At 39.0% G+C, this 21,001-nt stretch carries 18 protein-coding genes; 6 read left to right on the top strand and 12 right to left on the bottom strand.

Annotation, left to right across the window (positions count from 1 at the left end; translation table 11 throughout):
- Positions 1 to 42: 42 nt before the first annotated feature.
- The gene (locus RIC88_RS19350) at positions 43 to 2,877 is read left to right on the top strand and encodes a M16 family metallopeptidase (protein ID WP_350219227.1); all 2,835 of its coding nucleotides are present in this window, start codon (positions 43 to 45) and stop codon (positions 2,875 to 2,877) included.
- Between the two features lie 189 nt (positions 2,878 to 3,066).
- On the opposite strand, the gene RIC88_RS19345 is transcribed toward RIC88_RS19350, so the two are convergent.
- From RIC88_RS19345 to sppA, 3 genes are all read right to left on the bottom strand, one after another.
- Positions 3,067 to 3,249 (bottom strand): GNAT family N-acetyltransferase, encoded by a 183-nt coding sequence (locus RIC88_RS19345; protein ID WP_350219307.1) that lies wholly within the window; start codon positions 3,247 to 3,249, stop codon positions 3,067 to 3,069.
- A 98-nt stretch (positions 3,250 to 3,347) separates the two neighbouring features.
- On the bottom strand, positions 3,348 to 3,482 hold the full coding sequence (locus tag RIC88_RS19340; protein ID WP_350219226.1) for a hypothetical protein: 135 nt from the start codon (positions 3,480 to 3,482) through the stop codon (positions 3,348 to 3,350).
- 10 nt (positions 3,483 to 3,492) lie between these two features.
- Positions 3,493 to 5,226 carry a signal peptide peptidase SppA gene (gene sppA / locus RIC88_RS19335; RefSeq protein WP_350219225.1) on the bottom strand — a complete coding sequence of 578 codons (1,734 nt, stop codon included), beginning with the start codon at positions 5,224 to 5,226 and terminating at the stop codon, positions 3,493 to 3,495.
- A gap of 120 nt (positions 5,227 to 5,346) precedes the next feature.
- Between sppA and folK the strand changes: the two genes are divergently transcribed.
- Genes folK through RIC88_RS19315 form a run of 4 tightly spaced genes read left to right on the top strand, consistent with a single transcriptional unit; the run spans position 5,347 to position 10,523 of the window.
- Entirely contained in the window at positions 5,347 to 5,838 is a 492-nt protein-coding gene (gene folK, locus RIC88_RS19330) for a 2-amino-4-hydroxy-6-hydroxymethyldihydropteridine diphosphokinase (RefSeq protein WP_350219224.1), read from the top strand.
- 2 nt (positions 5,839 to 5,840) lie between these two features.
- Positions 5,841 to 6,587, top strand: coding sequence for a sulfite exporter TauE/SafE family protein (locus RIC88_RS19325; protein WP_350219223.1), 747 nt, complete (start codon positions 5,841 to 5,843; stop codon positions 6,585 to 6,587).
- A 10-nt stretch (positions 6,588 to 6,597) separates the two neighbouring features.
- Positions 6,598 to 8,091, top strand: a complete 1,494-nt coding sequence (locus tag RIC88_RS19320; RefSeq protein WP_350219222.1) for an oligosaccharide flippase family protein — start codon at positions 6,598 to 6,600, stop codon at positions 8,089 to 8,091.
- On the top strand, positions 8,088 to 10,523 hold the full coding sequence (locus RIC88_RS19315; RefSeq protein WP_350219221.1) for a YfhO family protein: 2,436 nt from the start codon (positions 8,088 to 8,090) through the stop codon (positions 10,521 to 10,523). The genes RIC88_RS19320 and RIC88_RS19315 overlap by 4 nt, the downstream gene beginning before the upstream one ends.
- On the opposite strand, the gene RIC88_RS19310 is transcribed toward RIC88_RS19315, so the two are convergent.
- The 4 genes from RIC88_RS19310 to RIC88_RS19295 are packed head-to-tail and all read right to left on the bottom strand — an operon-like array spanning position 10,520 to position 15,306.
- The gene (locus RIC88_RS19310) at positions 10,520 to 11,635 is read right to left on the bottom strand and encodes a hypothetical protein (RefSeq protein ID WP_350219220.1); all 1,116 of its coding nucleotides are present in this window, start codon (positions 11,633 to 11,635) and stop codon (positions 10,520 to 10,522) included. The two genes, RIC88_RS19315 and RIC88_RS19310, sit on opposite strands and share 4 nt — an antisense overlap.
- A complete protein-coding gene (locus RIC88_RS19305) occupies positions 11,632 to 12,828 on the bottom strand; it encodes a glycosyltransferase (protein WP_350219219.1) in 1,197 nt (398 codons plus the stop codon). Before RIC88_RS19305 ends, RIC88_RS19310 begins: the two co-directional genes overlap by 4 nt.
- A gap of 12 nt (positions 12,829 to 12,840) precedes the next feature.
- On the bottom strand, positions 12,841 to 13,737 hold the full coding sequence (locus tag RIC88_RS19300) for a sulfotransferase family protein (protein ID WP_350219218.1): 897 nt from the start codon (positions 13,735 to 13,737) through the stop codon (positions 12,841 to 12,843).
- A 48-nt stretch (positions 13,738 to 13,785) separates the two neighbouring features.
- Complete coding sequence (locus tag RIC88_RS19295) at positions 13,786 to 15,306, bottom strand: IPT/TIG domain-containing protein (RefSeq protein WP_350219217.1); 1,521 nt, start codon at positions 15,304 to 15,306, stop codon at positions 13,786 to 13,788.
- A gap of 34 nt (positions 15,307 to 15,340) precedes the next feature.
- Between RIC88_RS19295 and RIC88_RS19290 the strand changes: the two genes are divergently transcribed.
- On the top strand, positions 15,341 to 16,516 hold the full coding sequence (locus RIC88_RS19290; protein ID WP_350219216.1) for a hypothetical protein: 1,176 nt from the start codon (positions 15,341 to 15,343) through the stop codon (positions 16,514 to 16,516).
- Here the strand turns inward: RIC88_RS19290 and RIC88_RS19285 are convergent, their stop codons facing one another.
- From RIC88_RS19285 to RIC88_RS19265, 5 genes are read right to left on the bottom strand one after another with little or no spacing between them, the layout of a single operon-like run.
- Positions 16,517 to 17,602 (bottom strand): DegT/DnrJ/EryC1/StrS family aminotransferase, encoded by a 1,086-nt coding sequence (locus RIC88_RS19285; RefSeq protein WP_350219215.1) that lies wholly within the window; start codon positions 17,600 to 17,602, stop codon positions 16,517 to 16,519.
- Positions 17,599 to 18,054, bottom strand: a complete 456-nt coding sequence (locus RIC88_RS19280) for an acyltransferase (protein WP_350219214.1) — start codon at positions 18,052 to 18,054, stop codon at positions 17,599 to 17,601. Before RIC88_RS19280 ends, RIC88_RS19285 begins: the two co-directional genes overlap by 4 nt.
- On the bottom strand, positions 18,051 to 18,278 hold the full coding sequence (locus RIC88_RS19275; RefSeq protein WP_502880012.1) for a cytochrome b5 domain-containing protein: 228 nt from the start codon (positions 18,276 to 18,278) through the stop codon (positions 18,051 to 18,053). The genes RIC88_RS19280 and RIC88_RS19275 overlap by 4 nt, the downstream gene beginning before the upstream one ends.
- The gene (locus RIC88_RS19270; RefSeq protein ID WP_350219213.1) at positions 18,278 to 20,638 is read right to left on the bottom strand and encodes an endonuclease MutS2; all 2,361 of its coding nucleotides are present in this window, start codon (positions 20,636 to 20,638) and stop codon (positions 18,278 to 18,280) included. The genes RIC88_RS19275 and RIC88_RS19270 overlap by 1 nt, the downstream gene beginning before the upstream one ends.
- Positions 20,638 to 20,970 carry a DUF4296 domain-containing protein gene (locus RIC88_RS19265; protein ID WP_350219212.1) on the bottom strand — a complete coding sequence of 111 codons (333 nt, stop codon included), beginning with the start codon at positions 20,968 to 20,970 and terminating at the stop codon, positions 20,638 to 20,640. Before RIC88_RS19265 ends, RIC88_RS19270 begins: the two co-directional genes overlap by 1 nt.
- Between the last annotated feature and the right edge of the window lie 31 nt (positions 20,971 to 21,001).

Raw genomic sequence — 21,001 nt, 5'->3', positions numbered from 1 at the left:
TTTACAAACCACTTAATTCTTCACTTAAATCATTTAACAACTATGAATCCTAATCACTTAACGAAGCTTTTATGCTTCTTTTTATGCTTTATTCTTGGCCTAGTTTCTTTCGGTCAAGAAAAAGAAGTTTCAGGCGAAATTGATCGCCCACTTACAAGTCCTATCCCATCAGACCCTAGTGTTAGGATAGGGAAACTGGAAAATGGTCTTACATATTACCTAAAAAAGAACAATAAGCCAGAAGATAAAATTGAATTCAGGTTAGTTGTAAATGCCGGATCCATTTTGGAAAGCAATGATCAGCAAGGCCTTGCTCACTTTGTAGAACACATGGCATTTAATGGGAGTAAGAACTTCAAAAAGAATGAACTCATCAACTATCTGCAATCTATCGGCGTGGAGTTTGGAGCGGACTTAAACGCTTATACCAGCTTCGATGAAACGGTATATATGCTTCCGATTCCTACCGGTGATCCGGCCGTTCTTGACAAAGGGCTCATGGTATTGGAAGACTGGGCCAGTGGTCTGGACTTTTCGGAAGAAGAGATAGATAAAGAGCGCGGTGTTGTCATTGAAGAGTGGAGGCTCGGACAAGGTGCCAATCAGCGAATGAGGGATAAATGGTTCCCTGTCATGTTCAAAGATTCTCAATATGCAGAGCGTTTACCTATCGGTAAAAAAGAAGTTATTGAGAATGCCAGCTATGAGACCATTCGCAGCTTCTATCGGGATTGGTATAGACCAAATCTGATGGCGATTGTTGCTGTTGGCGATATCGATCTTGATGAAATGGAAAATGAAATCAAGAGTCGTTTCGGAAAATTAAAAAATCCTGATGATCCGAAAGAAAGAAACCAGTTTGAGGTACCAAGCCATCAGGAAACTTATGTAGCAATCGAGCAAGACAAAGAGGCTCCATTCACTCAAGTTCAGCTTGTTTATAAACAAAACGACCAGTCTGATGAAAAGACACTGAATGATTACCGGCGAGAGCTAACCTACGACCTTTTTAATAGCATGCTAAATCAACGCTTAAACGAGCTAAGACAATCAGGTGAGCCCCCATTTGTGTTTGCCAGCACCGGGTACGGACGAATGGTGCGAACCAAGAAAACCTATTCATCTTTTGCTATGGTAGGTGAAGATGGTATCATGAACGGCCTTGAAGCCCTTGTAGAAGAGAATGAACGGGTCAGACGACATGGATTCACCGATGGCGAACTGGAACGGGCGAAAAAGAGAACACTTAACAACCTGGAACAACAAATGAAAGAGGACGACAAAACAGAAAGTCGTCGACTTGCATCTCAATATGTTTCATCATTTCTCAATGGATCAATCATTGTTTCGCCTTCATTCGCTTACGAGTTTGCCGAAAAGCAATTCGAAAATATCTCATTGGATGAAATTAATAAATACGCTCCGAAATGGATTAAAGATAGTGATCGGGTGGTGGTGATAACAGGGCCTGAAAAGGAGAATCCGGAGGTAACTGAAGAAAATGTATTGGCTCTTCTTAAAGAAATTGAAAATAACAAGATAGAAGCATATACAGATGAGGTGGCTGGATCAGAACTAATGCCATCCAAACCAACAAAAGGAGCAATCTCCAAAACATCAAAACTTGAAGTAGTTGATGCAACTGAGTTAACTCTTTCAAACGGGGTAAAAGTAGTTTTGAAATCCACTGATTTCAAAAATGATGAAGTATTGATGTCAGCCTTTAGCCATGGGGGACACTCGCTGTATGAAGATGACTTATATGAAAGCGCAACCTATTCAGGAAATATTGTTGGAGAAAGTGGTGTAGCTGATTATTCTAAAACAGATCTTGATAAACTGTTTTCGGGCAAGACTGTGCGTGTGAACCCATATGTTGGCACCTATAATGAAGGATTCAATGGAAATGCAGCTCCTAAGGATATGGAGACACTCATGCAAATGATCCACTTGTATTTTACATCCCCAAGAAAAGACCCTCAAAGTTTTGAGTCTTATAAGATGAGAAATACGATGTTATATCAAAACTTGATGTCCAATCCTCAGTTCTACTTCCAGAATGAGTCCATTAAGATATTAAGTAATAATCACCCAAGAGTTGGGTTTCCAACAGCAGAACAACTGTCCAATATTGACCTGGATAAGGCGTATGATATCTATGAAGAACGCTTTTCTGACCCGACAAATTTTGTATTCTTCTTCGTGGGTAATTTCGATGAGGAAGAAATTAAACCTCTTTTAGAAACATACCTGGCTAGTATTCCAACTATAGAAAAAGATGAAATGTGGGAAGATCTTGGAATAAGACCACCTGCAGGTAAACTGGAAAAAGTGATCAATAAAGGAACAGATCCAAAAAGTCAGGTTTCGATTAACTACAAGGGAGTAGCACCATATGATGAAGAGGAAGCTTATATTTTGGGAAGTCTTGGTGAAGTAATGACCAACCGCCTAATAGACCTCATACGTGAAGAAAAAAGTGGTGTATATGGCGTAGGTGCGAGAGGCTATATGAGTGAAAGTCCATATGAAAACTATACATTCACAATTTCATTCCCGTGCGGACCAGAAAATGTAAACGAATTAAAAAGTGCTGTTTACGGTGAAATTGAGAAAATCAAAAATGAAGGAATCACTGAAGAAGACCTGAATGAAATCAAAGAAGCTCAGCGAATTGATCGTAAAGAGAACTTAAGAGAGAATAGGTATTGGTTAAATCAACTATCTAGCTACTATTCCAATGATCGGGATATCACTACTTTTTACAATTATGAAGAATTTATAGAGAGTCTTACCCTTGAAGACATTCAAAACTCAGCCAAAAAATACCTACTCGAGGATAATCTGATTGAGATTGTATTAATGCCGGAAGAATAAAATTAAAATAGACCCAGAACCTCCTTGATTCAGATTGAGGAGGTTTTTTTCAATAAACTGGAGTAGGATTATTAATTCTACTCAACCAAAATAATCCTTCGCCTCTCCTTCCCTAGCGAGGATGTTTTAACCATTAGTTATTAAGCTTTTTTGAACCTTTCCAAAAGTTAGTTTCAATTACTTCAGAACTCAACTAACACTACACCCCTCTTCTTGCCTCCTTCCAGCGGTCGCAACGAACGCCTTTTGAGCCGCAATATTCGTATCCACTGTAGCAACCCAGGCGCTTTTACAGTCCAGCACACTTTTGAAATAATCCGCCAGCTTTCTGACCAACGTGCGAGCAATGTCCTGATTTTCATGAGATTTGATAACTCACACCTCATTTATAAACAACGCAAGATTCTGTCCGGGTGAACGTAGTGAAATCCTGAAGTCATGCCCACAATTGCTTCCCCATCATAAGCCAGCTACAGGTAATGCCATCCATCATCTAAGAACTCCTTCGCTAGATTTTCTTTAATGAGATAATCAAATAATGCACCACTTACCTCTACCAAATCAGGAAGATCGGAGTGAGAAGCTAGTTTATATTTTGAGGGCATTGGATTATTACTACCTCACCTCCAAATCGCCCGGCAACCGTGCCTGGAGTCCTTTCAGGTTATTTAGGTCTTTAACTTTCTTTAGCATAGGATCGGTATCCATTCCAAACAGGGTGAACTGAACTTTTGCACTCATCTTTTCCAGTACCTCTTCGATGAATGGTTTCTGTTTAGGGTAGTACGACACAGAGTAATCATCCTCAATGCCAGCAGATTTTGCTGCCAGTTCTATGGCGTCATTGAAACTTCCTAGTTGATCAATCAATCCATTCTTTAGGGCTTGTTCGCCGCTCCATACTCTGCCACTGGCTATTTTCTTCAACGCTTCCTGTGTCATACCTCTTGCATCGGCTGCTTTTTGAGTAAACACCTCATAGCCTTCGTTCACTCCTCTTTGAATGATCGCTCGCTCGGAATCTCTTAAAGGTCGAGTGACGGTATAGATATCCGAATATTCACCTGTTTTCACGACATCATGTGTGATACCGATCTTGTTTTCCAGAAACTCACCAAAATTGAACCACATTCCGAAAATTCCTATGGATCCAGTAATGGTGTTGGGTTGAGCAATAATGGTATCAGCTGGCATACCAATGTAGTAACCACCAGATGCTGCGGCACCACCAAACGAAGCAATAATTGGTTTCTTCCCTTTGGTCAACATTAGCTCTCTCCAGATCATGTCGGAAGCCGTCATACTTCCTCCACCGGAATTTATCCGCATGACAATGGCTTTTACCTTATCATTATTTCTAGCTTTTCGGATTTCTTCAGCATACGTCGATCCAACGATTCCTTCATCTCCTCCCATCACTATGTCTCCCTCTGCTACAATCACAGCTATTCTATTCGTTGAATAATTACTTTCAGCTTCAATGGCCTGAATGTATTTATTCATTTTCATAGTTTTCAGTTCTTTTGATTCAGCTAAACCTAGCTTTTCTATCATCACACTTTTTAGCTCATCTTCATACCCGACCTTGTGTAACAGCCCCACATCAGCAGCATCCTGAGGTAGACTCACTTTCATTTGATCTGAGATATCAGCCAACTTATCCACCGGAATTTGAACAGAATTTGATACATTTTCCAGATAGGTGGAATACATGGAATTCAGCAATTCCGTATACTGCAGTCTGTTTTCTTCGCTCAGGTCTTTTCTGATGTATGGCTCAACGTAACTTTTGAAATCACCAACTCTAAAAATTTCAGGTTTGATGTCAAGCTTATCAAACATGCCTTTCAAAAAAGTAATATTCACATCCAGTCCATTGAACTCAATTGCCCCTGTAGGATTCAGAAACAAACTATCTGCAACTGAAACAACATAATAGTCAGACTCGCTAATGTATTCTCCATAGGCATAGACAAACTTTCCCGACTCTTTAAAATCAAGTAATGCGTCCCTGATCTCCTGTAATCCGGCATAACTTCCTGCGAGATACATTGGCTCAATGTAAATTCCTTTGATTCTATCATCTGTTTTTGCCTTTTTAATTGCAGTGATAATATCAAGTAAACTGTGTACGGGCGGAGCATCTGCAAACGCAGTAAGAAATGGATCCTGAACAGCTTTTTCCTGCAAAATACCGGTCATAGGGAAGTGAAGAACAGAATTAGTTTTCACCGTTGGTGCCTCATCAGCGGATGCCGAAGCAACAATGCCAACCAGCATAAAAAAGCCGACGATCGTAAAAATGAAAAGGCCAACGATTGTGGCTAGAAGATTTCTTAAAAAAGCCATGTATATTTTTTAATACGTTTTAGTTTGTCTTTTGTAAACTACAGACAAAAGCCTGCTTTGTATGTATTGATAATTCGCAAAAGTAAGACGAGGTTTGCAAACATTCGATTTAGAAAGTATATGAACGGAATTTATATCCTGCTAGGCAGCAATATGGGCAATCGGTTGGAATACCTAAGAGAGGCTGAAAATCTCTTAATTCAACAGGGCATTCAGGTGATCGACGAATCTTCAATATATGAAACTGCTCCCTGGGGAAAAGAGAATCAGGATTGGTTCTTAAATGTTGTTCTACAAATCGAAACTTCAAAATCACCAACTGAACTATTAAAAACAATATTAGAGGTTGAACAATCACTTGGAAGGATAAGGAAGGAAAAGTGGGGCGAGCGATGTATTGACATAGATATTCTCTATTACCATAATGAAATTATGAGCACCGATGAGCTGAATATTCCTCACCCCGGAATTCCAACTCGTAAGTTTACGCTCATCCCTTTGGTCGAAATGTGTCCAATGGAAGTGCACCCTGAAACCAATCAAACTCAAATGCAATTGCTTGCGGAATGCAGCGATGAATTAGATTGCAACCTCACAGAATACAAGCTTTAAAGATGACCATTCTCGAAGGGGCTTTTTTGATCTCTGCCGGCATATTTGCCGGGTTCATAAATACTATTGCAGGAGGAGGGTCATTAGTCACACTACCACTTTTAATTTTTCTCGGATTGCCATCGGCAGAAGCCAATGCATCAAATCGCGTGGCTATCTTTATTCAAAATATTTTTTCGGTTGCGGGCTTCCAAAGCAAGGGAGTCAGGATATTTCCATTTGCTGCATGGGTAGCTATTCCTGCAATCATTGGAGCGATTATCGGCTCCAAAATTGCTGTCGATATCAACGAGGAGGTTTTCAATAAAATTCTGGCGGTTATCATGCTAATGGTAATGGGAATTACCATCTTCAAACCTAAAGTTCAGCAAGAAGCTTCTGAGATGCTATCCAGAAAAAAAGTCTGGACAAGTGTGATCATTTTCTTTTTCCTGGGCATATATGGTGGGTTTATTCAGGCAGGAGTCGGTTTTCTAATTATTGCCTCCCTAACAGCAGTCCACGGATTCAGAATGGCCAAAACAAATGCCATTAAAGTTTTTGTAGCGCTTACTTACACAGTAGCGGCCCTCATTGTTTTTTATTTGAGTGATAAAATAAGGTGGGAATATGGGCTCGTCCTGGCAATAGGAAATGCAACAGGTGGATGGATTGCCAGCCGCTGGTCGGTGGAGAAAAGCGATAAATTGATTCGGATGATTTTACTGGTGATGGTAGTGGCACTTTCAATTAAATTGTGGTTCTTCTAATTACAATGAAGTGGGTGTAGTTATCAAACAGAGTTTTTGGGGAACGGTGATCTCATATTTGGGAGTCATTGTAGGATATGTGAATACGTTGTATTTACGTGCTGAATACTTTGACTTGTCACAAATTGGGCTATTCACATTGATCACAGCAAATGCCATGATCATCTCTCCAGTCTCGTCTTTTGGAATGGGGAGTTCCTATCTCAAGTACTTTCCAGTGTTTGAAGAAAAGGATAAAAACAGGTTTTTCAGTTTTCTCTTTCTGGTAACGATCATTGGAAATGCAATTGTACTGTTTATAGGATATCTAATGAAGGATTTGATTGCCGCTCGCTATATCGAAACAGCACCAACCTACATTGATTTTTTATCCATAACAGCAATTATCATCCTTTCCAATAGCTTCTTCGATCTATTTTTTAGCTACAGCAGAACCATTATGAAAGTGGTCTTTCCGTCGTTCCTGCGGGACATTTATCTGAGAGTAGGATCGCTATTATTGGTTTTCGGTTTTGCAATCGGATGGTGGGATTTTTCTGCTGCCGTGGTTGGGCTTGGGCTGACATACTTCCTTGCGTTTGTGTTTCTCTTTCTTCAGCTGATCTTATATCATGGGTTCAGGTTCAACTTCTCATTTGGCATTATCACCAGAGAGTGGAGGTTGAAGCTTCTTAAGTTTGGCTCATATTCCATGGCGCTTGCAGGAAGTTTTGCATTGATAAACAATGTGAGTTACGATCAGATAACCGCCATTCTAGGACCGGATATGAATGGTATTTTTACCACATGCTTCTTCATCGCCCTTATTGTAGAAATGCCACGCAGGAATATGGCCAAAGTTGTTGCCCCTATTATTTCAAGTGAATTTGAGAATGGCAATATGAAGGAGGTTGATAAGCTTTATAAAAGAAGTTCGATTACCATGTCGGTGATTGGTCTGCTGTTTTTCATTGGTATCGCCACCAACCTGCAGGATTTGTTTGATTTTATACCAAAAGGATCAGCTTTTCAAGCAGGTTTTTGGGTGGTCATTGGCGTGTGTTTTGCTAAGCTGGCCATCATGGTTTCGAGCTTCGCAGGTGAGATTATCAATTTCTCTCCAAGCTATAAATACAACCTTATATTTCAATTGACTTCTGCTGCAGTACTAGTCATCTTAAATACTTTTCTCATCACCGAATGGGGATTAAACGGAGCAGCTATTAGCTATCTCATTGCCATCCTGTTCCACATATTTTTGAAGCTGGTTTTTGTGAAAATAAAATTCGGTTTGCATCCTTTCATGCGATCACACATCCCTTTAGCATTTATTGGAGTGATTGTAACCATAGGAGCATATTACTTTCAGCCTGGTTTGCATCCGGTTACTAATATTACCATACGATCTGTTCTTACAGTTGTGGTATTTATTTTCCTGATTTATCGATTTAACATCTCTACCGACATCAATAAAATCATTCATTCTACCTTTGAACGGTACTTAAAAATTAACCTACCAAAATGAATTCAGCCCTAAAGAAAAACCTACTGACTCATGGACTAATTATCCTTGGATTTTTGGTCATCACTCTACTAGTCCATTACCCTTCTTTCATTAGTAATAAACAGATCAACCAACACGATATTCTTCAAGGGCAAGGTGGAAACAATCAATTAATCATGCACCGTGATGGTACTGGCGAAGAGGCATTATGGAATCCATACATGTTTAGTGGTATGCCAGCTTACCTGACAGGAGTACAATTTTCAGGGGATTTACTAAAGCATGTATATCGGGTTTTCGGTTTAGGTATGTCCCATCCGGCTGCTATCTTGTTTATTTCTTTGGTCAGCTTCTACATTCTATTATTATCGTTTAAGGTGAGACCCCTCATAGCAGCTGCCGGAGCTATTGCTTTTGGTCTCAATGGCTTCAACATTATTGGAATAATGGCAGGACATAACGCTAAGATTGCTGCTGTCGCACTAATGCCGCTTGTACTGGCTGGGATTCATTTAACTTTTTTGGGTAAAAAATGGTTGGGTTTTGGGCTAACCGCAATGGCATTGGGACTTCAAATTAAAACCGGGCATCCTCAGATTACCTATTACCTGGCCATCATTGTTTTGGCTTACGGGATCAATGAAATTGTGAGAGTGATCAAGGCCAAAGATTACAAGCCGTTTGCAGTAAAAGCATCGCTCATGATTTTGGCAGCTATTCTGGCTGTTGGAGCAAACTATGGAAGATTGGCTACTACACTGGAATACAGCAAGTACACCATTCGGGGAAAATCTGAATTAAAAGCCGATCAGCAAGCTTCGTCAGGATTGGATAAGGAATATGCATTCCGATACAGCAATGGTATTGCTGAACCATTATTCCTGTTTGTTCCAAATATTTTTGGAGGATCGTCTCAGCAAGAACTATCAACTAAATCTGCTGTTGCAGATGCATTGCGAGGTGCTGGATATAATAGAGCTCAAATCCAACAGCAAGTTCAAGCCATTCCAACCTACTGGGGTGACCAGCCACTTACAGCTCCTTACTATGCAGGAACAATCACCATCATTCTTTTCATTTTAGGCATTGTCTTGTTATCCAAACAACACAAGGTTTGGCTTATCACTTTAGTGATCTTAGGAATCATGATGAGCTGGGGTAAAAACTTTGAAGTATTCAACAATCTTCTTTTTGACTATTTACCCGGATACAACAAATTTCGCTCGGTCACTTTCACCATCATCATTACCATTTTCGCTATGAATCTTCTGGGGTTTGCAGCTTTGGAAAATTTGGTTGGGCGTGATTGGAACCAGGAGCTAAAGAAAAAGATTTTCATCGTTTTAGGTATCACAGGTGGTTTCCTACTTGCACTATTAATGTTTTCTGGCGCACTAGGTTATAGAGGTGCCGTAGATTCACAGCTTCCTGACTGGTTTATTGATGCCATACGAGAAGATCGTCAATCCTTGCTTATAAAGGATAGTTTAAGAGCATTAATGTTTGTGGTTGGTTTTGTGATTGTATTATGGGCCATTTATAAGAAAAGAGTGAAAACCACCCAGGTTATGATAGGCTTAGCCTTTCTTGTATTTGTAGATTCCTTCTCCTTGACAAAACGATTCCTGGGTGAGGAAAAGTTTGTGAAAGATCCCTCTAAAGAATTTTTTCAAATGACGGAGGTGGACAAAGAGATTGCTTCTAAGGCCTACTACGGGGATCGTGTTTTGAATCTGCAAAACCCGTTCAATGAAAACCGCACTTCCTATTATCATGAATCAATTGGTGGCTATCATGGAGCGAAAATTAGAAGGTATCAGGATTTGATTGATTACTGTTTGCAATCTGAACTTCAAAGTGCATTTCAAACTTTGCAAAGCCAGTCGATGAACTTCTCGAATCTACAAGTCCTGAATATGTTAAATACCAAATTCATGTATGCCGGAACTCAGAGAAATGCCGTATTTGCAAATCGTTTTGCAAATGGCAATGCCTGGACGGTATCGGAAGTCATTCCTGTTAATTCTCCGGATGAAGAGATTTCAACCGTTTGTTCCATTGATACAAAAAATCAGGCATTGATTGATCAGACAAAGTTTGTAGTGCCACAAATTTCTGGTACAGGCTCAATTAAATTAACTGATAAAACTCCAAACAAAGTGAGTTATACAGCAAGTATCGATGGTGGAACTGCACTTGGGATATTCTCTGAAATCTACTATCCGGAAGGCTGGAAAGCTACTATCGATGGGAACGAGGTAGATATCCTTCGAGCAAACTATGTGCTAAGAGCTCTCGAAATTCCTAGTGGAAACCATGAAATAGTATTTGAATTCAAGCCACAGACCTACTTCACTGGCAATACAGTGATGATGGTGAGTTCTATTTTGGTTTTATTGGTTTTCCTTGGCGGATTGGCTGTTGAAGTGAAAACCGGAACACTGACAGCTTAAAGTATTTTGTGGTCTTTCAAGACCTGAATCATCTGAGATTTAAATTCAGCATGAGGCAGGTGAAGAGGAATCTTAACCAGATAAATGTTGTCTATTTTATTTAGTGCCGATTGAAGGATCGTCTGATTTTTTGACAACAACTTTTTCTCGCTGATAATGGGTTCCTTGTCTGCAAGGATTGAATTGTAATCATGCCAAACCAAGTGATCAATAAAGGTTTGGTATTCACGTTCTATTACTTTTTGGCTCAGGTTAAGCGCTTTATCAACTTCAAGTGGTTTTAATTCAATACGATCCACATCCATTTTAGAAAGGATCAGATATGATTGAATGCTTACTTTTTCATTTTGCACTTTTCCATAGAAAACTGCAGGACTCATTCGTCTTCTTACATATTGATCTCCCCGTAGTGAATGAAGCCAAAAAAAGAATCGGTTAATAACTCCTTTACCCTTAAAAACTTCCTTGCGCGTTTTTGGATCACCCTTAATATTGTATCCATATATCTTAGGGTAAGCAAGGTTCGGGAAGATGTCTCCATCATCAGAAACAAATGAAATATCATCTGTAAGAAAGCTGCAATCTTGATGCTTGCATAGTTCTATTTCCAAAGATGTTTTTCCGACTCCTCCTGTTCCACCAAACAGAATAGCCTTCCTTTCTGGGGTCATTACAGCCGAGCTGTGAAGCAATGCTCTACCATCCAATACAAACCCAAGCGGGACAATCACAAACTCATGAAACCATTGTCCAATTGCCTCCTTGTGATTCGTAAATTGAATATTCATCAACTTATTTAAGGTAGACATCAAAGTGGATGAGCGCTTGATTGAAAAATCAATTCTGGTAATATCTTTTTGTTCAAACCAATAACTGATCGTCACCGGTCCCATGGTGAAATCAAACCCATCATTTCTTAAAGAATGAGTGGATGGATTGCGGCCGATCACATCTCCTGACTTAACCGGTAATACATAGTTTATTTGGAGGTCTACTGGTCCTTGAGTGGCTAATGGGTAAACCGATAATTCATTGTGAAGCAATTTCCCCTCTCTACTATCGATGGTATTTAATTCGATAACTTTTCCAAAAACCAAATACTTCTGCTTCATGAGTTCAGCTGTTTTAGCTGGGTATAAAATGAATGATAGTTGCGTTCGCCAACAAAGTTTTCTTCAAAGAATTTCCTGGTACTTATTCGCAAATCCTTTCCCTTCAAGATGGTCGTAATTCCTTTATTAGCCTCTTCAAGATCAAAAGTAGACTTTAAAAGTATACCAGTAGAATCATTTACAATCTCTGAAACACCTCCAACATCTGCAGCCAGTACAGGAATACCAAAAGATATCGCTTCCATAATAGAAACTGGTAAACCTTCCGTGGTGGAAAGGTTTATAAACAAATCTACATATGTGTTTTTGTAAAAGGAGATTAACTTTTCATTTGGAATATTGCCATGCAATTTCACCTTTAGGTTGGAAGGAAGAGTGAGTAACTCTTTTTCAACTTCTGAGGCATTCCCTTCTCCAAAATGATTCCATTCAACATTCACAGATGGATTTTGTTCGCAAAATAACTTGATGACACGCGCAATTAAATCAAGCCGCTTGAGAGGAATGATGGATGAGCAGGACACGAGCCTCACCAGATCAGCTTGCTTTGAAACTTCTGAGATTCCATGGTCCTTAATACCCAAATAAGCTATTTGAATCTTACTTTGGAAACCATATTTCTCGACTAAATAGTCCTCCCCATCCTCCGAGATAGTGAAAATCTGATCAAGTCTCTGAAACGTCTTTTCTCGAAAAGGAATGAAGTTGTGCTTTCTCCTTTCGGTATATAGGTCATATCCATGGGCCCGACTCACCAAAATATTATTGAGCTTGCATTTCTTTAAATATTCTGCTAACCCATAGGTAATTCGCTCAAACCAATAGGTATAGAGTAAATCACCACTTTGTATGTTGTTAGAAGCCCATTCACGAATAATCCTTCCATGATGCGCAAAACCAACCACATCTCTCAGCCCGGATAAGCTTCGAACTCTATGCTGAAACAATGCTTTTAGAATAGCTCCAAAACTCTGGAATAGCGGATAGATTTTTAGCTCTGAATTTTGCTTTAGCTTCTCGGCCATACTCTTATCTACCGTCACACTTGATGGTAATTTTCTCATTTCACCTTTCACCTCAAAGGGTATAACGGTGATCTGAACCCCTTGATTTACCAGATAGATGATTTCTTCATGAAGGAACTGCTCCTCATTTCCAAAGGGATAATAAAAAGTGAAAAGCTTGATTTTCATTGGCGAACCAAATTACAGGGAAAATTCATTTCCCAAAAGTTTGGACAGCTGCTCATTGCTGTGAGCGTAATACTGCTTTAAAAACACGCATTCTTTTGTCTTAACGTAGGATTTTTTTGATGAAAAAAATCGAAAGAAGTAAGGATCCAATATTGCTTGAAAAGACTTTGATATATATTTCGTTGAAATCTTGTTCCAAATTAGATGATTGGGCTTCTGGCTGGTAAAGATGAAATGATTGATAATCCGTAAGAGATTGATAGACAGATTTGTTAAAGCCGGATTTTCACTTTGATGTGATATTTTCAATTCAGGACTTCCCGGATGAATGAAATCGACCAGTTTTCTTATATACGATTGCTGATCAGTCACAAGTTCTTTATGAGATAGAACGATGACGTTTTGTGTTCCAAACACCTCTCTGTACAGCTTGATTAGTTTGAAATAGTTGAGATACTCCAGATTAAAAGATCTGTTGTAAAGGTTGAATTTCCCATCTAGATCAACAAAATCTTTGAATTTAACTACCCCGCCTTGCAGGATGTGTTGACGATAAATGGAATCAATTAGTGATTCCTGATCTCGCAGCGTTATGATTACTTTGTTGAATCCTAATTCTTTGAGTCGCCCGGCTATCGCTGATCTTCCAAGCCCTTTGTAAATGAAAGGTGCTCCGCATAACCCTTCAAAGGATGTGAGATTTACAGAATCACTTAAATGAGACTTTAGATTCTTCTCAACCACTTTTGGTGAGTAATCGAGATCATCCAAATAAATAAGGGAAGACAGTAACTCTACTGACTTATGATAGTCGATGTAATTGACCCCCTTAATAGCTGGAAAAACACTCCTCTGAAGAAAGGTGGTTGCGGTTTTAGGAAATCCGATATGGACTATTTGATCAGGCATAAAAAAGTCTCCATTAAGGAGACTTAATCTAATTTAAGTTTTTCGAAATTATTCCATTTCATTGTAAAGTGCTTCAATTTCCGTTATAGCCAACTCCCGATCATATATTCTAATATCATCAATCAATCCATTAAATAACCTACCATATTTTCTATCACAACCGACTGTAGCATCTGACACACCATCTCTTGAATTAATATCTCCATCATCTGTTCCAGAACCAACAATTACCCCATTTAAGAAAAAACTATAATCACTTCCTTCATATATCATTGTGGCCATTTGCCATTCATTATCAGTTAGAATATCTACAATTTCTCCATTTCTATTATACCTTAAATTTAATTGACCATTGATTTCTATTGAAGCAATGGCTAGTAAACCATTTTGTTTGCTAGAATGATCTATACTAAAAATAAGATCCGAATTAACAGTATAATCTATGACTTTAAACCAAATATTTATTGTTAGTTCATTGAAATCAAAATCATCTCCTAATTTGATATAGTCATCTACACCATCAAAACTATAAGCCGAATTTGCGTTTCCATTTCTATCCTCAGTTAATGATGCTCCATTAACAACTCCATGATTTGAATTAACAGACTCATCATTTGCATTTCCATTGAATGGATAATAGGCGATTAGACTTTCATCACATGTTAAATCAATATCAAGGTTAACGGAGCTTAAAGCTGTAACTCTTTGGCCTGCAGTTTCAACACTTAGATCATATGTGCCTTTAAGACCAATGGGAGGTTTAACTTCTAGTTCTGAAGGTGACGCATTCAAAACGACCCCCTCGAAATCGTCAAAAAATACTTTATTAGATTCTGTAGTAATACCAAAGTTGTTCCCTGTAATAACAATGCTTTCGGTACAAATAATATCCTTCGGATCAAAATCAGTAATGATTGGTGCCAATCGTTGAAATTTGGTCTCAGCAATAAATGCATTGCCAGTCACTTCAACTGTAAGAGTGGATTCGCGAGTACTTATTCCAGCAGGTACCAAGACCTTTAATTCTTCAACGGAACTTGAAATAACTCTAGCTTCAAGGTTTCCGAATGAGACTTTATTTTCCTCATTTTTGTGACTGAACCCTTCACCTGAAATTGTAATTTCCGATGAATCAGTACCACTTTTTGGCTCAAATTCTTCAATGACTGGATTACTTGAACTACCTTGACTAATGAAAGATGTAGTATCTCCATAGACCCTAAATTCATCTTGTATCGCAAATGCCCTAACCCAATAACTTTTGCCAGCATCCAAAGTACTTCTCAACGAAAAAGTAAATCGGTTTTCATTTATTACTTCGGGGGAAAGAAAAACTACCTCACTTTTGTCTAAACGTGGATCAGAATTATCACTCCAGACAAATCCTACTAAAGAAATTTTGTTTTCATCATAGGAGGTTATAAAACCTTGAAACAATGCTCCTTCATCCGAAATACTAATCACGCCATCAGTTGTTACTCTAGGGTAAGGCCTACTAGCTTCATCATCATTGCAACCACAGATAAAAACACATAAAAAAGAAACCAGCATGTAGAATTTTATCCTCATATTTGAGATAATTTTTAAACTCAAGCGCAAAATAATGCATGTGCAATTTAATTTCTCTTTGTTTTTAGCAATTTTTTTGATTGCAACACTTTCATTTTCTCAAGATTTCAATGCTGGCTTCATTGTCACTCAGCAATATGATACCATAGAAGGCTTAGTGAAGCGACAAAGCGATCGAGCTAGCGAGAAAATATGTGTCTTTAAGAAGACTAATAATGACATAGAGGTGATATATAATCCAGATCAGGTCTATTCTTATGGATATAGTGGTGGTAGAGTATACATTTCAAATCAATTAGGAATAGAAATCAATAGACTTGAGTCTAGCTTTGTGCGAATTGTTGTGGATGGTGATGTTCCATTATATTATTTCGGCGGACAATATGCCTATAGAGCTCCATCAAAAAGATTGTATCTCTTATTAAAAGAAGATAATTTTTATAAGGCCAATATAAGTGCTGTCCTAGTAAATGATTGCTATGATTTAACTAACAAAATTGAAAATTTAGAGTTGTCAGATAAATCTTTGGCCAATTTTTTCTTGTCTTACCATGATTGCCTTAATAAACCCGCAATTGCATACATGAGCAAGAAAGTCAAAAGTAGTATTGATTTTGCGATTGGTTCAGGAATCAGCAGCTTTGCTTCTAGTTCAGCAGAATCATCTTTCGAAGAGTTTGATTTTTCAACTCCGACAACCCCTGGTTTAAACCTACAAATTAGATTCAACAAAGGATCAAGAAATAAATTAAGTTTTACAACCGCATTTAGTTTCCTTTACTATAAAGGATTCTATATTGATTATTCCAATGAGTCAATGGCTTACGAAACTGGCTTTGATTACAACTCAGTAAGGTTAAGTATAGGCGCGAAATATTTATTAGCGAGTATTACAGACAATCTTAGACTGGCTGTTCATTTGGGAGCTGGAGGAGGGCTATCATCAATAAAAAACCAAAAAAGAATAATTGACAAAATCGAAGGAAATGACATCTTAATAAGGTCAGAAACATTTGAGATCAATAAACTGGAGCCTTTTGCTTCTGCAAGTCTAGTAGCAGATTATATTATTGGTTCACAATCCTTTTTCATGGAGATTAATAATTCTATGGCCCTTGGCAAAATCGAAGATGGTGAATCAAATACTTCTACATTTAACCTTAATAATGTTGCTATAATGGTGGGGATGAAACTACCTCTAGGCAGATGATTACTCTCTAATAATCTTACAAACCCAATCAACCTCCTCCTCACTCAATTCAGGGAAAATGGGAAGAGATAAGATTTCAGTACACAGTTTTTCAGCTATTGGGAAGTCTCCTGTTTGATGATTTTGATATTGGTAGCTTTTCAGGTAAGGCAATGGTGTTGGGTAGTGCAAAGCACATCCAATGTTGACTTCCTTCAACTTAGCCATCAATTCATCTCTTTTGGGTGATTGAATGACATAAAGATGGAAAACATGCCGCATTTCTTCAGGAGTCACAGGTTTAGCTACTCCATTCAATCTTTCATCATACCATTTAGCTACCTGAATACGGGCTTGTGTCCATTTTTCCAAATGCGGAAGTTTCGCTTTTAAAATTGCTGCCTGCAGCGTATCTAATCGGCTATTCCTTCCAATGATCTGATGATCATGTTTACTCAACTGACCATGATTGGAGAGCATCCGACAAGTCTTTGCCAACTCATCATCGCCTGTCACGATGGCTCCAGCATCTCCATAGGCACCCAGGTTTTTACCCGGGTAAAAAGAGAAAGTAGCGATATCACCAATTGTCCCCACCCTTTTTCCATTAACCTCTGCACTATGGGCCTGAGCACTGTCTTCCAAAACCCGAAGGTTATGCTTTTTGGCAATAGCCATAATTTCATCCATTCGGGCTGGTAGGCCATAAAAATGAACCGGGATAATGGCTTTTGTCTTTGATGTAATTTTTGCTTCAATCAAATCGGGATTGATGGTACGCTCATCTTCCAACACATCAACAAATACCGGCTCTGCTCCGACGTTATTCACCGATCCGGCAGTACTGATCCAGGTGAGTGCAGGAACAATCACCTCATCACCCTCGCCTACTCCAAGTGCTTTCAAAGCTATTTCAATTGCATCTGTCCCATTGGCTACTCCTATGCAATGTTTGGTTCCTATATACTCTGCGAAATCCTCCTCAAACTCTCTTATTACTCTACCACCAATGAAGGCCGTCTGGTCGATAACAGATGCTATTGCTGCATCAATTTCGTCTTTTATTGACTCATACTGAGCCTTTAAATCCACAAATGGAATACTCATAAATCTCTTAATTTCTTTGCCGGATTACCAACATAAATTCCTTGTTCTGTGATATCCTTAGTTACAACTGATCCAGCCCCTATAACGACGTTATCACATATAGAAACTGGCATAATGGTAGCATTTGAACCAATGGAAACTTTATTTCCAATGGTTGTCGATTCCCATTTAGTTGCATCTCCTCCAGCCGGACCTCCGGAAGAAAATACATCATTGATGAACATCACGCCGTGACCAATGAAACAATCTTCTCCGATTGTAACTAACTCACAAATGAAAGAATGGGATTGCACCTTGGTCCTGGCTCCAATCTTTACATTTTTCTGTATCTCAACAAATGGTCCCACAAACACACCCTCAGCCAATTCACATCCATACAGATTGCTGGGCATAACCACCTTTACGCTTTCGTGTGCTTGAACATCTTTAATTCCGGACTCAATTATTTTCATTTGACTAGTCTTCCTACGACCTGCAATTTCTCAAAAACTTTTGTATCGTGAGGTGCGTCCGGCAATTCATCAGTTAAATCCTGTCCGGCCCAATGTTCATAATGCTTACCATCCCTCCACAGCTTTGAATTAGTTACATCATAAATCACCCCCTGAAACGCAATCCAAATTTCTTCTCGATCATTCCCATTTCGAAGCGCCAATTGCTGTTTTGTAAACTCCATTATTGCAATTTGATTATGGAGATTCCTGCCCCTCCCCGATCAGCATGTTCATCTTCCACACTGGCTATGCTCGGGTGCCCCTTGGTAACATTTCTTACAATTTCACGAAGCACGCCATGTCCCTTCCCATGCACAATTTTAATTTCGTCTACTCCTACCAGAAGAGCCTCATCAATGAATGACTCTACCTTACTCATGGCTTCATCTGCCCGCATCCCTCTTATACTGAGTTCATAATTGAAATTGGCCATTTTACTGGAAATATCAATCCCAAGCTTCTTTACTTTTTTTTGATAGCTGACCTGTGGAGCATCATTTGCTTTTTGAAGCTTATCGGTAGAAACGATAGATTTTAGTGAACCAAACAATACCTCGGCTTGCTTTCCTTTTATTTTCTGGATTGTTCCGGTACTCTCCTGCCCTACAACTTTGACTACATCTCCTTCTTTTAATTCCTTCGCCTTTTTCTCTGGTTTCGGCTGTAAGTCCGACTTCTTTTGATCCAGTTTTTCACGAGCTGCCCTGGTTCGCTCTTTTGATGCTTTACTTTCCCTTATCTCTCTGATAACTCTCTCCACTTCCTTATTTGCACTCTCAAGAATGTGACTTGCCTCCTTCCTGGCTTCTTTCAAGATTCGCTTCTTATCTTCATCCAGCATACTTCTCAAGTCCTCATAGTCCTTGCGAACTTTGGATATGTCTGACTGATCTTTTTCTAACTTTTTGGTCAACTTTTCAAATTTTGCTTTCTCTTTTTCAAGCTGATTTAGCAACTGATCATACGCTACATGAGAGCTTCCTATCTTCTTCCTTGCCGTTTCAATAATATCTTTCGGTAGTCCTATTTTTCCAGCTATTTCAAAAGCAAAAGAACTTCCCGGCTTCCCCACTTCCAATTCAAATAGAGGTTCTAAAGCATCCAAATCATATTTCATCGCGCCGTTCACTAACCCAGGAGTTTCATCACCGATTTTCTTGAGATTTTGATAGTGGGTGGTAACGATTCCAAATGCCCGCTTTTTATTAAGCTCATGTAGAACTGACTCTGCTATGGCACCTCCAAACTGAGGTTCGGTACCCTTTCCAAATTCATCAATCAAAAACATGGATTTTTTATCCGTATGCTTAAGAAAAAACTTCATGGACGTCAAATGGGAGCTGTATGTACTTAGATCATCTTCTATAGACTGTGTATCTCCTATATCAATGAAAATAGAAGAAAACATACCCATCCTGCTTTCTTCATTGACAGAAACAGGTAATCCCGTCTGCAACATATATTGAAGCAACCCGACAGTCTTTAGCGCCACAGATTTACCTCCGGCATTTGGCCCTGAAATGATCAAAACTCTTTTTTCATGATCCAAAGTGAGGTTCATTGGAATCACAGGTTTTCCACTCGCTTTATGAGATAGGTAAAGCAATGGGTGAATCGCATTCACCAGAGAAAAAGACGTTGATTTTTCGACTGATGGAACTACTCCATTGATATGATTTGCCAATAGTGCCTTCGCATGAATAAAGTCAAGCTTCTCTAATAGACCAGATCCATTTTTTAAATCTTTGAGGTTGGCTCGAACATGATCAGACAATGCAATTAAAATTCTTATGACCTCTCGCTTCTCTGCATATTTCAGCTCGCGAACCTGGTTATTCAAATCCAGCACCTCCCCCGGCTCCAGATATACCGTTTGGCCGGTAGCAGATTCATCATGCACAAATCCCTGGATTCGCTTTTTATGTTCCGCCTTTACCGGAATAACCAAACGACCATCCCGAACGGTCAGCGTGCTGTCTTCATCACTGAATTGATCGTCTTTTGCTTTTTTTAATATTTTCTGAATAGCAGATCGAACTGCTCTTTCGGACTTGGAAATCTTTGAGCGAATTTCAGATAGCTCCCTGGAAGCCGAATCTTTGACTTCTCCTCGATCATCAATCGTTTTGTCTATATGTATTGAAAGGTTAGCGTCTATTTCAATATGACTCGAAAGCGCCAATAATTCTGGATACTCACCACCTTTTTTTTGAAAAAAAGTTACCCATGAGGTTAAAGTGTTCACCCCTCTTTTTAGCTCATGAAAATCTTGTGGGTCAAGGAATGAACCGGGAACTTTTACCTGTGTTAGGTAATCATCAATATCCGGAAACTCAAACGAAACTTTATCCTCTGAGCTGCCTTTCAGACGAATCATCTCCTTGGCTTGATTAAGCCATTTCACAAGTACTTCGTATTTCTCCGTAGGCTTTGCCTTGGTAGCGAGCTGTTCTCCACGTATGCTTTGGCAAAATCGAATCAGCTGTGCTCTAACCTGATCGAACCCCAACTTCTCTTCAATATCCTGAGGATATACTTTCACTATTTAAATCTTTTCTCTCGTTCCATCAATGAATCTACAACCGCACTGTAGATTTTCTCAAATTCATTTGGATGATCAACGTAGTAATTAAAGCTGCGTTCATATTGATCCTGCGTAATTTCCAATTCCTTAAACAACAGTTTTTCATAATGCTCGTACACAGCTTCAGTACTATCATGTGGATCTATAGGCACGTTATTGATTTTAGCTTCCAACAAATGGATCTCCATCATCACCTTTGCCATTTTTTCCCTTCCAATAAGGTCTTCAGGCACATCTGAACCCGAACAGGAAAAAACTATTACAAGAACGGTTAAAAAAATGTTTCTCAAATCGGTCTATATATAAGTGAAAATATAATTT

The sequence above is a fragment of the Ekhidna sp. genome (assembly GCF_040220215.1).
Lineage (GTDB): Bacteria > Bacteroidota > Bacteroidia > Cytophagales > Cyclobacteriaceae > Ekhidna.
Note: the sequence above shows the minus strand (reverse complement) of the source record. Positions and strands in the feature narration are given on the sequence as shown.

Coding starts and splice junctions, on each gene's coding strand:
- RIC88_RS19315 (WP_350219221.1), top strand. CDS start 8,088: ATGAATTCAGCCCTAAAGAAAAACCTACTGACTCATGGACTAATTATC.
- RIC88_RS19280 (WP_350219214.1), bottom strand. CDS start 18,054: ATGAAAATAATTGAGTCCGGAATTAAAGATGTTCAAGCACACGAAAGC.
- RIC88_RS19290 (WP_350219216.1), top strand. CDS start 15,341: ATGCATGTGCAATTTAATTTCTCTTTGTTTTTAGCAATTTTTTTGATT.
- RIC88_RS19340 (WP_350219226.1), bottom strand. CDS start 3,482: ATGCCCTCAAAATATAAACTAGCTTCTCACTCCGATCTTCCTGATTTG.
- RIC88_RS19325 (WP_350219223.1), top strand. CDS start 5,841: ATGACCATTCTCGAAGGGGCTTTTTTGATCTCTGCCGGCATATTTGCC.
- RIC88_RS19295 (WP_350219217.1), bottom strand. CDS start 15,306: ATGAGGATAAAATTCTACATGCTGGTTTCTTTTTTATGTGTTTTTATC.
- RIC88_RS19285 (WP_350219215.1), bottom strand. CDS start 17,602: ATGAGTATTCCATTTGTGGATTTAAAGGCTCAGTATGAGTCAATAAAA.
- RIC88_RS19350 (WP_350219227.1), top strand. CDS start 43: ATGAATCCTAATCACTTAACGAAGCTTTTATGCTTCTTTTTATGCTTT.
- sppA (WP_350219225.1), bottom strand. CDS start 5,226: ATGGCTTTTTTAAGAAATCTTCTAGCCACAATCGTTGGCCTTTTCATT.
- RIC88_RS19300 (WP_350219218.1), bottom strand. CDS start 13,737: ATGCCTGATCAAATAGTCCATATCGGATTTCCTAAAACCGCAACCACC.
- folK (WP_350219224.1), top strand. CDS start 5,347: ATGAACGGAATTTATATCCTGCTAGGCAGCAATATGGGCAATCGGTTG.
- RIC88_RS19275 (WP_502880012.1), bottom strand. CDS start 18,278: ATGGAGTTTACAAAACAGCAATTGGCGCTTCGAAATGGGAATGATCGA.
- RIC88_RS19305 (WP_350219219.1), bottom strand. CDS start 12,828: ATGAAAATCAAGCTTTTCACTTTTTATTATCCCTTTGGAAATGAGGAG.
- RIC88_RS19310 (WP_350219220.1), bottom strand. CDS start 11,635: ATGAAGCAGAAGTATTTGGTTTTTGGAAAAGTTATCGAATTAAATACC.